Annotated in this window: 6 protein-coding genes; 2 read left to right on the forward strand and 4 right to left on the reverse strand. The window is 68.8% G+C overall.

Annotation, left to right across the window (positions count from 1 at the left end; all coding sequences use genetic code 11):
• The first annotated feature begins 143 nt into the window (after positions 1 to 143).
• Complete coding sequence (locus E3O50_RS14025) at positions 144 to 602, forward strand: MarR family transcriptional regulator (protein ID WP_134447412.1); 459 nt, start codon at positions 144 to 146, stop codon at positions 600 to 602.
• A gap of 14 nt (positions 603 to 616) precedes the next feature.
• On the opposite strand, the gene E3O50_RS14030 is transcribed toward E3O50_RS14025, so the two are convergent.
• The 4 genes from E3O50_RS14030 to E3O50_RS14045 are packed head-to-tail and all read right to left on the reverse strand — an operon-like array spanning position 617 to position 13492.
• A complete protein-coding gene (locus tag E3O50_RS14030; protein WP_134559369.1) occupies positions 617 to 2389 on the reverse strand; it encodes a hypothetical protein in 1773 nt (590 codons plus the stop codon).
• Positions 2389 to 6918, reverse strand: a complete 4530-nt coding sequence (locus E3O50_RS14035; protein WP_134559371.1) for a hypothetical protein — start codon at positions 6916 to 6918, stop codon at positions 2389 to 2391. The genes E3O50_RS14030 and E3O50_RS14035 overlap by 1 nt, the downstream gene beginning before the upstream one ends.
• Before the next feature lie 3 nt (positions 6919 to 6921).
• On the reverse strand, positions 6922 to 10398 hold the full coding sequence (locus E3O50_RS14040) for a hypothetical protein (protein ID WP_134559373.1): 3477 nt from the start codon (positions 10396 to 10398) through the stop codon (positions 6922 to 6924).
• A gap of 4 nt (positions 10399 to 10402) precedes the next feature.
• The gene (locus tag E3O50_RS14045) at positions 10403 to 13492 is read right to left on the reverse strand and encodes a DUF6603 domain-containing protein (protein ID WP_134447405.1); all 3090 of its coding nucleotides are present in this window, start codon (positions 13490 to 13492) and stop codon (positions 10403 to 10405) included.
• A 308-nt stretch (positions 13493 to 13800) separates the two neighbouring features.
• Between E3O50_RS14045 and E3O50_RS14050 the strand changes: the two genes are divergently transcribed.
• Positions 13801 to 14589 (forward strand): ParA family protein, encoded by a 789-nt coding sequence (locus E3O50_RS14050; protein ID WP_134447403.1) that lies wholly within the window; start codon positions 13801 to 13803, stop codon positions 14587 to 14589.
• Positions 14590 to 14652: the final 63 nt, after the last annotated feature.

The raw sequence follows: 14652 nt of genomic DNA on the forward strand, positions 1-14652 counted from the left end.
TTCAGCGTTCCCTAGATAACTTAGTGTTTCAATTACATAGTAAGTAAGCTAAATCGTCAACATCTTTTTGGCCCGATTTCGCTAGGATCAGGTACACCAGTCGTGACGACACAAGGCTCGCTCCAGCGCAGGCCGGAGGAAACATGGACCACTCGGAACGGCCCCCGCACACGCTCAGTGGCTTTCCGGCCGCAGCTACCGAATTCGTGAGCGCCCTCGACGGCAACCGCCACCGCATCGCCGAGCGCGCCGGCGTCTCCGGAACCGAACTCCGTGCGCTCTTCCGGATCGCACGGATGGGGTCCATCACTCCGAAAGACCTCGCAACCCACCTCGGAATGACGACGGGAGCCGTGACAGCGATCTCCCGCCGCCTGGTCGACATCGACCTGCTTCATCGAATCGACCACCCCGGCGATCGCCGCAGTCTCTACCTGGAGCTGACTCCCCACGGACACGACGTCATGGGCGAGATCCACCGCGACTTCACCGACATGCTGTCGGCCTCCACCACGACACTGGACGCCGCGCAGCTCGAAGCGTTCACCGCTGCGCTCGCATCGGTAGCCGCTGAGGTGCGGATCAGATCGGCACAGCTCTGAGGCCTGGCCTGAACCTACACTGTCGGCGGATGCGTCATGTCGGTGAACGACAGAGCCGAGTCCCAGGCGAGACGACTGGAGGCCTCTCCCCGACCTGTGCGCACCCGATAAGCCGCCCACCGCGCGTAGCGCCCATCGGCCCGCCGCGCCAGCACCGGCACGGCACGCAGGTGCACGCCCTCCCTCGGCAGTTCTTCCCCCGGGAACGTCAGGGGCGTTGGACGTAGGGTGATTCCCCTCGGCAGGACGGGAACTCCGTCGCGCAGCAGTGCGGCTTTGCGCAGCGATACCTGACCGGGCGTCAACGCCACGGGTGCCAGCGGGATCCAGTGCGCGGGCACGACGGATTGCAACCTGTACGCCCGCTCCCCCTGGGTGAGGCCCTCCGGCCACGGATCGGGGACGGGCGGACGCTCGCTCGCGCGCCGCCGCGGATCCCCGCTTCGCCCCTGTACCGAGTTCTCGATGGCCCAGGCCATGTTGGCCATCTCGTCGCGCAAGAACAGCACGTCTTCGAGGGCCTCGCCCACGAGTGTGCCGACGGCCACGGGAGGCAGCACGATGCCGGGGAGCATCCGTCCGGCCGCCGAGGCAACGCCGAACATGGTGAACGCGGGATCGGCGAGCTCCGGAACCGTCACCACGTCGCCGAAGTCGTCGGTCAGGGTGACGGTTCCGACCCTGTTGACCGCGCCGAGCAGGCCGTCGACAGGCACGGCCAGCCAGTCGTCACCCGAGGACAATGCGAATTCGGCAAGGCAGAGCCGTGCGAGGTCATTCGTCTGCGCCTCGATGGCGCCCACGTCGACCGCGCCGTCCTCGAGCTGCCAGTAGCGGTCGGCCGGCATGCCGGGGAACCGCAGCGGAGTGGCGAGCATGGTCGCCTCGCTGCCGACGGGGGTGCCGGTCGGTGCCTCGTCCGGCAGCCCGGCGCTGGCGCCCTCGACCCATTCGAGGTCGCTCCAGCGTACGGATGCCGAGCCGAATTGGGTGCCCCGGGCGAACACGGCGTCAGCCTCGTCACCGAAGCGCAGCGCGAATCGGTACTCCAGGCGTTCGGTCGACCAGGCGCCCCCGGAATCCGGCTCGCCGCCGAGCCAGGCCAGCCACTCGGCGATCGCCGAACGTGCGGCCGCGGCATCCGTCGCCTCGTCGATCCAGCCGGGATCCCCGGCGCGCAGCTCGGTGGCGAGTGTTCCCCCGTCGGGAACGGCGCCGCCGAGTACGACGAAGAGGCGGGCGGCCTGCGGGTCGTCGAGTCCGAGTGGATCGTTCGGGTCGTCGTCGAGGGCGAGTGGATGGCGACCCGTGAGCGTGCGTGCGAGCGCTTCTTCGCCGACGTCCGCAAGGAGGTCCACGAGCTGGGCTCCTGCCTCGGCGCGCTGTCGCAGGCCGTCGCCGAACGCGAGCTCCGGCACGTCCTGGATGAGCTCCTCGAGAAGCGCCCCCTCGCGCCACGGCCGCCAGTCGGCGTCTGCCAGATCGATCGCGGCGCCCGGCAGGGGGGCCCAGGCCGTGATCGGCAGCGCGCTCGACGCCACGTGCACCGACACGACGGATCCGGCATCCTCGCCGCTGAGTTCGCCGAACTGCCACTGCCGACCGAGCATCCACGCGGCATCGCCGATGCGCGCCTCGGCACCCGGGGCAGGGTCGCCGGTGACCGAGTCCGGCTCGAGCCGCACCATGGCCGGCGGGTCGGCAACCTGCAGCAGCTTCAGGATCCCCGCCAGGTTCTGGTCGGTCACCGCGCTGACCATCATGTCGATGGGAATCTTGACGGCCATCACTTCACCTCCGACAGGAACGGGATGCCGACCCCGGACCATTTCACCTTGGCCAGCTCCGTGAACTGGAGCCCTGTGCGGATCTGCAGCCAGGGGCTCGCCACGTAGATGGCGGGCAGGATGGCCGCGTCCCCCGGCGTGTGCTCATAGGTCACCAGCCGGGCCTTGGCCAGTTCCACGGCTTCCAGAACCGTCGCCACGACGGAATCGGTCGTCCACCTGGTGCCGTCTGGCGACACCGCGGAGAGCAGCACCTGCGGCGCCCTGGCCGATGCCTGGTTGGCGTGTACGGCGAGCCCGGTGGTGGCCCTGGCCGCGCGCAGCGGGTTGTCCGGCGCAGCTGGATCGAATGCTTTGGGGTCTGGTTGAAACGGCAGTGTCTCGGCCCAGCCGTCGATCGCGAGTCCGGCAAATGGGCCGGCGAAGTCGTCATGGCCGCCGACGAGTTCGACGACGAGGTGGCTCGCGGATGCCGCCGGCCAGGGGACGTCGTCGGGGAGAGACCCGGCCAGCCAGCGCTCCGTGCCCGCAGCCGGATCTCCGGTGGCGTCGTCGTGCTCGGTGAGCTGCACGATGCGGAGCGGGATCGGGATGCCGAGGGCCCCTCCGAGCAGTTGCGCCTCGGCGAGGCGGCCGACGCCGGCCTGGACCGTCGCGTGATCACGCAGGAAGGCGTTGATGTGTGCATGGGCCGGCTGTTTCTTCATGGCCGGCGTTACGATGGCGGTGTGGAATGAGTCGGTACCGGCGGGCTCCGTCAGCAGGGGCAGGAGCAGGAAACCGTCGCCGAGGATCCCCTCGGCCACGGCGCGGCAGGCGTCGACGATCTCGCCGGTGGTCGCTGGGACGTCGCGCGCCGGGTCGCGCAGGGCCACGAGCGTCGCCCGTGCCTGACCCAGGCGTGCGAACGCCGCCTGCCACGCGCCGACGGCCCAGGCGACGTTCGCGGGAATCGCAGTATCCGGAATCAGGGGGACGCCGAAGGCCGCGAGCCCGCGCACGGCGTCGATCACGTCGGCCACGGCATCCTCTTCGACCGCGAGGTCGTCGGAGTCGATGGCGGCGATGACCGCCTGGCCGGAGGCGAGCACAGCAGCGAGGGCGTCGAGCACAACGCCCACACGCGCGAGCAGCTCGTCGGTGTCGATCCGGCGTTCCGGGGCAACGCCGGTGCGCACGAGGGAGTCGGGGCCGAGCGGCGTTCCACCGGCAGCGAGCGAGCGAAGGCTGCCGGCGAGAGTGGCGGCGCGCAGCAGCCCGTCGGCCAGCGGCGAGTCTCCCAGAACGGGTATGGCCGCACGCAGCTCCCGGTCGAGTGATGCCGCGTCGTCCGCGAAGACCAGGTCCAGGGCGGCCCAGCCTGCCTCGGCGAGGGTGTGACGGTTGGGGGCTTCGGTCACCGTGATGCCGGCAGGATCACCGAGGCGACGCGCCGCCCACGCTTCCAGCCTCGGTTCGGCGAGCGCGCGCGGGCGGGTGCTCGACCAGCCGGTCGCGCCGGCCGGGATGGCCGCGAACACGCCGTGGGTGAGGATGCGACCGGTCTGGCGCACGCCCAGGATACCGAGGTCTGGATCGACGGCGGCGCCGCTGGCCATGGCATCCATCGCGGCAGAGGCGCGCGACGGGTTGCCCGAAGAGTACTGCAGGACGCTCTCACTCAGAAGGGCATCCGAGACGGCGTCGAGTGTTGCCGCAGCTCCGCGCATGGCTGCGACCAGAAGGTCCCACTCAGCGTTCGACACGGGGTCCCAATTCTCGACGAAGGCGTTGTCTGGCTTCCGGGTGAGGCGGGCGCGCAACGGCGGGTTGACCACGGTGAGCGTATCGAGCGGGAACAGCCGCAGGAGTTCTGCGCCGTCGACGACATCGGCGGCGGCGACGCGCGCTGCCGCGACTTCCTGGGCCTCGTCGTTGCCGAGCTGATCGGTGGCCGCAGGCGCGATCTGCCGCAGGCTCAACTGGAACCGGGCCGCCGAGGTCCCGGCGAGGCCGCGTTCGATCTGGTACCCGAGCAGGGCGCCGATCGACTGCCCGGCCGCGACCCCTTCGAGCACGCGCCGGAGCTCGACGCCGCGCCGACTCGACAGGTCGATGGCGAACGGTTGTTTCCCCGGCAGTGCGCCGATGTTGGAGCGGTGAGCGCTCGCGAGGACGCCGGCGGCGACGGCGTGCGAGCTGCTGGGCGCGTGGATCCAGCCATCCGGATCGCTTCGGTTCGTTCCAAGACGGATCTGCTCGACGTAGCCGAACGCGCCGATGGTCATTCCGACGGGGGCGGTGGCCGCCAGGGTGGCCCGGCGTGCCGTCGCGACGCCCGTCGCCCACGCGTCGACTCGATGGGACGCCAGATCGAGCGCAGAGGCGACGGCGATGCGACGCTCGTCGAGCGTCGCCGCCGCGAGCGCGATCATGGCGGCGCGAACCTCGCCGCCCACGCCGAAGGCGTAGAGCAGTTCGGTAATGGCGCTGCTGCCGAGCCACCTCGCCTGCGCCGTGTCGCCGAGGTCGAGCGCCACCTGCGCCAGGGAGGTGCGGGCCTCGGCCACTGGTTCGATGGCGGCGATGCTCACACGCTCGGTCGGCTGGCCGTCGAAGTGCTGCACGGCAGCGACCCGCTCGGCGGCGGCGAAGAAACGCTCAGGGGCCGTATCGTCGACGGCGGCGTCGGCGGATGCCGCCACCGTGATGATCCTCCTGATCTCGGGGTCGAGCTCCACGAAGTCGATCAGCGGGCCGACGAACTCCTGGGGCGCGGCGCGGAACCTCAGTCGCTTGGCGCCGTCCCATGCGATGTCGAGCAGGGCCTGCAGCACGCTGTCGACCTTCGGTGTTGTCCCGGCCAGGATCTCGGCCACGACGTCGGCATCGCGCTCCGAAACGAGGGGCAGACCGATGGTGCGGGAGTCGTCGTGCGGCGCCGGAGTCTGCAGGATCTTGGCGGCATCGACGGAGAACTGCGCCAGCACGGCCGTGCGCAGGTGAGCCTCGGCCTGCAGTTGGGCGGGATCCGCTCCGGTCGCGGCGGCGAAGGACGCGAGCTGAGGGCCGTCGACCGCCGGTCGGGCGCGCACGCCGGTGGCCACAGGGCTGGTGCCGAGCATGTCGAGCAGGTCCTGGTCATCGAGTTGGCCTCCGGGACGCACATGGGGAACGACGGGTGATCGGCTCACCCAACGGGCGAGCGTGCGCCGGATAAGAGGTACGAGCTGCGCCGTGGTCTCGCCGGAGCGCGGCTGCCAGGCGTCGAGATCCGTGACCGGCAGCACGCCGTATGGCTGGGCGCCGATGCGCAGCGCGGGGGCCGCCCCCGCTCCGCGCACGTAGTCGCGGTGCAGGCGCCTGGCCGACTCGATGCTTCCCGGGGTGACCGCGGGGATGGCGAGGTCGTCAAGGCGCTCGAGCACAGGCTCCCAGGTCGCGAACCAGAGTGCGGTATTGGCGGCGGCCTGGGCCTCGTCCAGGGTCGAGACCGGTCCGGCGGGGATGAGATGCTCGACGGATGCGGCGTCGAGACCGAGAGCTGCCGCGAGCAGGATGGCGTCCCGCGACGGCGTGCGCGATTCCACTGGCGGGGCGCCGGCGCTCGCGGCCGGACGATAGGGCGAGCGTTCGGCATCCGCATTGTTGGTGGCGGTTCCGGCGGCCAACAGGGAGACGCCGTCGCTGAACCGGTGACTGGTGAGGAGGTCGACGAAGTCGGCGGCGTTGGCCTCCTCAGAGACCGAGTTGCGCGTTCCGACCACCACGATGCGGTCGATGAGCGTGGTGCCGCCGGGCAGCTGCACCTCCACCCCCAGGCCCGCCTTCTTGGCCGCCTCGAAGTCAACTGTCCACTCCGAGCCGACCGGCACGGTGAGGCCGGCTACCTGGCTCAGCTCGTCGTCGCCGAACGCGATCGGCGAGAGCGGCACGTCGGTCGCCACCGGCGAACCGGTCACCGTGATCGGTGCTGCTCCGTTCGGAAACACCCGCACCACGAACTGGTCGGGAAGGCAGCGGGCCACGGTGCCGTGGGCCACCTCCTCCGGTGATGCAGGGAAGATCGGGGCGCCCTGTCCTCGGGTGGCGAGGTTGGTGGGCGTCGTGACTTCGGCCACCCACCCGGCACGGCGTTCTCCCACGGCCGCGCTGAGTGCGGGCCAGGCGACCGCATCGGCGACGTCGGTCCAGACGGCCGACCAGTACGCCGCTCCGGCGGCGACCTCGGCATCCGTCACCGAGCGCAGCAGGCTGTCGATGTGCGCCTCGTCGGGCGAGATGCGCACCCGAAGCGTCGAAGTGCCCGGAGTCAGCTTGCTCTCGATGCGGACGGGTAGCAGCACCAGCGGAACCTCGGGAGACGCATCACACGGGTCGAGGCGGTCCCGCAACCCGCCGATGATCTCGCGCAGGTCGTCGTCGAGCGCGAGGATCTCGCCGCGCCGAACGTGGTCGGCCGGCCGCCGGATGAGCGTTCGGCGCTTCTCGGCAAGGGTGGCGATGCGCTCGCGAACTCTGGCCAGGACGGCTGGGGTCTCGACGGGCATGGTCTACGCCTCTCTCACGATGAGGTCCGTCGCCTGGAATGCGACCCGCACCGGACGGTGCAGGTGCTTCTCGGCATAGGCGGCGGAATGCGGTGCTGTGTCGGTGAGGTGCTTCTGGTCGGCCGGCAGCTGGGCGTCGGCCGGCCGCTGGAATCGGGTGGCGCTGGGATGCTCGGCGATGGTGATCCACCACTGCTCCCCGTCGAGCTCGTCGACGGAGAGGTCGACGCCCACGAGCGCGATGTCGGGATCGAGCACCTCGGAGAAGAGCACGGGGGCGGTCTGCTGCGGAGAGCCGACCTTCTCAAAAACCGGATCGCGCACAGTGCCCTGGTTCTTCACCGCCTGGATGATGAGATCAGGGAAACGCCGCACAAGCTCGCTCTTGACCACGATCACGGCACGGCCGTCGCCACCGCCGAGGGAGATCTGCGCCGCGAGAGGCGTCGCCGGGAACAGGTGGATGGGTGTCGCCAGCTCGTCGGCTGTCGGGTTCCAGAAACGGTGGAAGTAGGTGCCGCGCTGGTCGGTCGGGTAGCCCCGCCAGAGCAGCTCCCGGCCCATTTCGTCGCTCAGGCCGACGAAGAACGCCGCCATGAACTCACTGTTGGTGGAGAGTACAGTGACGAAGTCGCTTGCCGGCAGAAGGCCGAGCCCGGGGACGAGCCACTCACGGTCGTACTCCTCGAGTGCGCGGTACATCGGCCGGTCGAAACGCGGCGCCGCCATGATCGGTGCGATACGCGGCTGGGCGAACCAGCGATCCGCGAGGCCAACGCTGAGGTGAAGTCTCCCGGCGAGGGAGGAGCGCACGGTGTGCCGGGGATCGATCTCCCCGATGATGGCGGCGGATGCGACGGCCAGGGCGTCGCGGTGCGGCACGGCATCGATCGTGAGCAGGGCCCCGGGATCGATGAGCGACGTCATCTCGGCGCGCAGCACGTCGAGCGGAAGCTCGTTGATGCGATCAAGGGCGGGGGTGAGCTTCACCTCGGCCAGGTCTGCGAACTGGGCCAGTCCGGCATCGAGTTCGGCCACGTCCCTCATGTCGCCGAGTTTCTTGAGGTGCTGCGCGTCGATGACCCTGAGGCCGCGTCCGCCGATGAGCACGTGGCCTTCGACCGGGACGCGACGGAATTCGCCGCCGCCGAGGGGAACCCGCACCGCGCCACCGCCCTGCCGGAGGCGGCCCACCGCGCCGCCGATGGGTGATCTCCTGATGATCGGCGCGCGCGGGTTCAACGGTGCGACGATTGGGCCGACCTCGAACGGGTGCAGGTCGACAGGGTGTACGTCAACGGGGTGTACGTCAACGGGGTGCACGTCGACCGGGTGCAGGTCGACAGGGTGTACGTCAACGGGGTGCACGTCAACGGGGTGCACGTCGACAGGGTGCACGTCGACGATGCCGAGGTCGACCAGCACCCGGTCGTTCAGCTTCACGGCCGTACCTTTCAGGCGTTCGCGCAGCGGGCTGGCGATCGTCGCCTTCGAGAGCGAGAGCTCGGCGGCGAGCGGGCCGATGCGCTGGGCACGGATGGACTCGATCGCGGGAACGGATGTCGAGCGCAGCAGCCGCTCGCTCCACCTTGTGGCGAGGTCCGCGCGCAGGTCGAAGCCGGTGTCGACGGCCTTCCAGCGGCTCGGCTCGGTGAGGTAGGTGGCGAAGCCGCCCGTACCCTCGACGCGTGCGTTCGCCTCCTTCAACAGTCCGCCGATGGTGTCGATCGGAGCGCCGATCGCCGCACTGACGAGCTGCAGGTCGAGGTGGGCGACGACATCGGCCGTGAGCCGCCCGATGCCCTCGGGGTTCGCGTATACCCGGGTGAAGTCCCGGAGCCCCGCGTCCGTTCCCACGACGTTGCCCGCGCGTTCGCGGGAGGCGGCATCCGTTCTCCTGATCATCGGTCCGGCCGGGCGGGTGACCCGCCGAAAGGCGCTCGTCGTCGCTGCGACCGGGGTCGAGCTCAGGACCACATCGGCGAACAGCGTGCTGCCCGCAGCGACCGAGATCCGGGTGGCGAGAGGAGCGGCGACCTGCAGCAGGTGCCCGGCCTGCAGCTCACTGATCCTGCCGTGGAGCCTGGTGGCGAGCAGTTCTGCCAGCTGTGCCAGGCGGATGGCGCGATTCGCCGCCTCCACCTCCCCGAGCTGGGCCCACGCCGACTGCATCAGACGCTCCTGGTCCCTCTGTACCACCCGGGTTCCAAGCCCGCCCACGATGCGCTTCACCGGAGCGAGGTTCAGCTCGGCGAACCAGTCGGAGCCCTCGATGACGGCACTCCCGCGATGCAGCTTGGCGTAGATGCGCGGGCCGATGATGGGCAGGTCGGGCACGCCATCCGTCTGCTCCTGCGTGCCCTCGATGGCGGCAGGCAGATCGAGTTCGGCGCGCAGGCCGTCGACCATTTCGGCGGGCCAGACCGCCGTCTCCGCGATCTGCTGCTCAGGAGTTGACGGCGCGCTCGGCGAGAACAGGGCGCAACGCAGCACCTGCTTGCGCCCGACCTCGTCGGCACCGAGGGCCCGCAGTGGCTTGCCCGGCTGCGACGTGTCGATGAACTTGCGCCCGACCTCGTAGGGTGCGGCGATCCCCTGAAGCTTGATCGCGAGCGAGCGGAAGTCGCCGTCGGGACCGGTGCGGAACTCCCAGCTGTCGTAGACCGGGAGTCGCACCGGGTCTGGTGAGGAACTGGTCCAGGCCGGGTCGAGGGTGCCGCCCGCGAGGCCGAGACCTCCGCGCACGCCCACGTCGGTCGTCGGCACGAGGGCCGCGATGTAGTCGGTGTCCTGTTTCAGGATGCGCGGTGAGATGACCCGGGACAGGTTGACGGGAGCGTGCGCTGGTGAGAACCGGGCGGAGAGGTCCTGCCCTGTCGTCGTGGCCGGTACCTGGGCATGCGCCCACAGGTCGGCGCGAGTGAGCGTCGGCAATTGCGCGAGCGCCACCTGGAACACGGGGAGCAGTGTCCTGGACGCCGGCTCGCGCATGACCGTCGAACGCTCGAGCACGACGAGAGTAAGCCAGGGACGCATGACCGGAGCCTGCTGTGCGGCGCTGAACGCCCACGGCAGCTCGGGGCGATCGAATTCGATGTGGGCCAGCACGGTCTCCTCGGCTGTGCGAACGCCCGGGGCGGGGAAGCGCCGCACGATCTGCGCCGGGTCGATGCCGCGCACGTCGCCCGGACCGTACAGGGTCACCGAGAGGTCTGCGGATGCCGATCCCCCGGCGCTGTCGGTCAGGGGAACCTTCACCTCGGAGCTGGAACGCACCTTGCCGGGGGGCGGAGCGCTCGCCGCTGCGGAGAGGCCGCCGACGACCGTCGACGCGAACTCGAGCGACTCGATCGCAACGGCGCTCTCATCGAAGTCGTCCTCAGGAGCGATCGCCAGGGCGAAGGCGTCGCGCACCACATGAGTGGCCGTGCGGTCGAGCGGCGCGACGACGCTCGCTGCGATGGCATCCAGGTCGGCCATCAGGTCACCCCTTCACGATCATGCGCGTCGCAGTTGCGGCGCTCTCGGTGTTGATTGCCGCTGTCACGAGCGCGGCCTGCGTGGCGCTCAGTTCTCCGAGGCCGGCGAGCAGCGCCGCACCGGTGGCGGCATCCGCGATCCTCGACGAGCCCTTGTCGGAGACCGTGACACCGGCGTTCGGCGGAGCCGGCTGCGTGTACGGATTGCCGACCTCGCGCACAGCCCTGCCCACGTTGGTCTTCGTGGCATAGGAGTTCGCGATGGTGGCGAACGTCCCCGTGAACTCGATCATCGCCGATGGCTCGTCGGGATTGCGCACGTAGGTCTGGTACGCCACGGTCGCCGACGTCGGGGTTCCGACCTTCGGGGTGGTCGCCGCGGCGATGCGGCATCCGCCGGTCATGTCCTCGAAGCCCGAGCGGGCGAGCAGGGACTCGCCCTCGAGCGCGAAGAACTGCCCGGGGGCGAATGCCGTCCTGAGCTCGCTGACGGCGCCGACGAGCCCGGAGTCTGGGGTCGCCGTCGGAGTGCCGATGGTCACCATGTCGGCCTTCACCGATGCCGAGCCGATGCGCGCGATCTTGACGCCCAACGGCACCTGGGTCTGCGACACCTCGACTCCGGCCAGCGGATGCCCGATTCGGCCCTCGACGTCGTCGACCTCGGCCAGGGTGACGAGTTGCGCGGCGTGGTCGGGCAACTGTACTTTCCAGGCGTCGGGCTCGTTCATCGCCGCTGCGGCGATCTGGAGGGCATCGACCGTGGCGATGAGCGGCGGCGGCTTCTCACCCCACTCGACGGGACCGAGATCCTCATCGAAGGTGGGGAGGAACCAGACGTCGACCTTGATGTGCCCAGCCAGGCGGAACGGTTTGGTCCCCTCGAGCGAGCCGCGGAAGACGATGGAGCAGAGCGTGAAGCCGAGCAGCTCAACCTCGACGCCCACCTCGATGGTGATCTTGAAGGCGAAGCGCGGCGCCCAGATGAAGATCATGTCGAGCGTGAGCCAGGCCTTCGCCACGATGACGGAGAAGTCGGCGTTGAGGCGCCCATCGACGCCGAGCATGACCGAGCCCGCCGTGATGGCGAAATACGCCTTGATGACAAAACTGATCGCCTTGGACGGCGAAAGGTCGATGGTGACCCTGTCCATGTCACCGAGCTTCGGCTTGCCGCCCGTCAGCTTCTCGTACTCGGGGTGAAAGCCGCCGACCGAGAACTCGAACGCTCCGTTGCCCGACCACTGGATGTAGAGGCCGAGGTCACCCGAGATCTTGATGCCGGCCACGGTGGAGTCGCGCATGCTCGCGAACAGCAGCAGGTAGTCGGGGGTGATCGCCACGAAGACGTCGGCGCGGATGTCGGTGATCGGCGCCTCCTTTGTCGGCACTCGCACCCGCAGGGAGCCGAGAATGACGATCATCGGATCGGGAAGCGCGAGCACCACGCCGAGCTTCATCTCCACGAACTTCGCCTGCGAACCCCAGCCGAGTTCGACGATCGGGCCGAAGACGAAGCCGCCGTCCTTCGGCGGGAACACGTGCGCCACCTTCTCGAGCAGCTTGGGCGCCTCGGCGACGGGGTTGTCGGGGAACAACATCTTGTCGAGGATGTGCTCCTTCATCCCGGAGCGGAGCTCTTCGAGGTCGAGACCGCGGTTGAGCGCCAGGATGCCACCGATGCCGTTCAGAGTGAATCCCATGCTGAGGTCGATCGCCACGGGGAAACGCACGCCGATGACGAGCACGATGGAGAACGGGTCCGGCGAGAGGATGACTATGGCCGACAGGCCGAACTTGAGGATCTGAAGCTGGACGACCCCGCCGAACTCGACCCGCTTCACGTCCTGCCCGCCGACCTTGTATGTGCGCTCGACGCGTTGGATGAACCCGCCACCCGTGACGGGGCCTGCCTTCACTCGCAAGCCGATCGCATCCGGCCAGCGAGGCGAGACGGGGAGGTTGAAGACGGCCTGCTGCTCGGCCTCACCCTCGGGTGTCACCACGAAACCGGAGCCGACGATCTGCAGCCCGATGACATCCCCCAGCTTCGCGGCGATCGACGTGGTGAGTTCGAATCCGGTGACCTCCCGAGCCGGGTTGCGCACGAGCCCGAACGCCACCTCGCGCAGTTCGACCCCCGGGAACGAGAAACGCGTGGGCAGAACCGCCTTCTCATTACCGCGGCCGTCACCGATGTAGAACCCCTGTCCGGTGTCGAGCGAGACCGTCGTGAGGGTCGTGGCCTTCGGGTCTTCGGAGCCCGGCATGACCTTCGCCAGCAGGGGGTCGCTCGTGAGGCCGGGCTGCAGGATCGTGCGGAAGCGCAGACCGAGGATCGCCACATCGCCGATGAACCACTTGCCGTCGCGCTCCAGCAGGCTGGTCTTCTCCTCGGCCGTCGGGTTCGCGATCTCGCGGTCGCTGAACTGCAGGAACGCCTCGAACGTGACCTGGTCGAGCGTCATCGCGCCCAGCTTCACCTGGCCGGAGCGGAGGAATGTGGCAGCCAGGAGGAACTTTCCGTCGGTGCGGTCGAGGGCGAGGTTGTCGCCGAGCTTCTTCACCAGGTCATCGACGCCGAGCACGTTCTTCCCGAAGCTGTTCAGAAGCTTGCCGGAACCGGCGCCGAGATTCTTGAACGGTTGCGCCCACGGGTTCCAGAGATCCATCAGGCCGGAACGGATGGTCTCGTCGACGGTGCCGTCCGCCTTCTTGGCCAGCTCCTTGGCGACGATGTTGAACGCCTCGTCCATCGCGGCGAGGGCCATGCCGATGCGCACAGCGACCCTCGCGGCGGTATCGACGTTGAAGTCGTCCTTGTCGATGTCATCTGCCGACTCCTTCACCATCTTGGCGATGAGCTCGGTCTGCTTCTTGATCTTCTCGGCAATCGGTTCCACCAGGGCGACGGCGGCCTTGATGTCGGCCTTGAGCTTCTCGAAGGTCGGCTTGACGTCGCCGACGGCGCCGAAGGTGACGATCGACTCGAGGAACGGCACCGTGTCCTTGAAGGACGTGCCGCTCATGGCGCCGAGGCGTGAATTGGCGAAAGCTTCGATCCCGTTGAGGAATCCGGTTCCGATGTCGGTCATCGTGTCCCACTTTGTGTTCAGGAGCAGCGCTGGCCTGCAGTCCTGGCTTCGTGCGTCCGTCCGCAGTGCTGCGGACGTTTCGGCTCCGGGCGCGGAACGACGAGTGTGCAGACTCGAAGCGCGAGCGGAGGACGCCCGAACACAGCGGGCATCGCGAGAATTCAGTTGTTCCGGGGGTGGTCAAGTGGCGCGACGTTGCGGGAGCTGAGAACTGATCTGGGCAAGAGCATAGACCCGGGGCAGGGCGGGCGTCTAGAGCACCGTCCCTCCTCACGTCAGCACGAATGGCAACGTCGTACTATCGGAGAATGAAGGTCATCGCGGTCTACAGCACCAAGGGTGGGGTCGGCAAGACAACGACGGCCGTGAACCTCGCATGGGAAGCATCCCGGAACTCGCGTGTTCTGCTCTGGGACCTCGACCCGCAGGGAGCCGCGACCTTCGTTCTCAACGTCAAGCCCAAGGTCAAGGGCGGCGTGAACTCGCTCGTCACGGGCAGGACAGATGCAACGGCATCCGTTCGGGCCACGGCATACGAGCGACTCGACGTGCTGCCCGCCGATGACAGCTACCGTGACCTCGACCTCGTGCTCGACGCCGCGAAGAAATCGACACATCGTCTCGGGCGCATACTCGAGTCGGTCGCCAGAGAATATGACGTCGTCGTGCTCGACTGCCCTCCGGGATCGTCCCTCGTCGCAGAGAACGCCCTCCGCGCAGCCGATGTCGTGGTCGTTCCGCTGATTCCGTCCCCGCTCTCCCTGCGGTCGCTCGACCAGGTGGTCTCGATCGTCACGGAGTCCGCGAAGTCCACACCCATCCTGGCGTTCCTTACGATGGTCGATCGGCGCAAGACCGGGCACCGAGTCGCAGCCGAATCATTGCACGGCGCCCGACCGGAGGTGCTTGCGATCAGCGTGCCCGCGACCGTCGTGGTCGAACGGATGGGTGCCGAACGAGCCCCGGTCGCAGCCTTCGCCCCGAACACGACTGCCGCCCGCGCCTACAAGGACCTCTGGACCGCAGTCGCCGCAGCGGTGCATCTCACGAAGCCGGCCACAAAGCCCACGAAGAAGAGCCACCCCAAGGCCCATTGACACGCGACCCTGCCGGGAGGCTGTATTCGACCGCTATCCCGTGGTCTGGCGCTCTGGCCGCAG

Source organism: Cryobacterium sp. MDB1-18-1, assembly GCF_004402735.1.
GTDB classification, from domain to species: Bacteria; Actinomycetota; Actinomycetes; order Actinomycetales; family Microbacteriaceae; genus Cryobacterium; species Cryobacterium glucosi.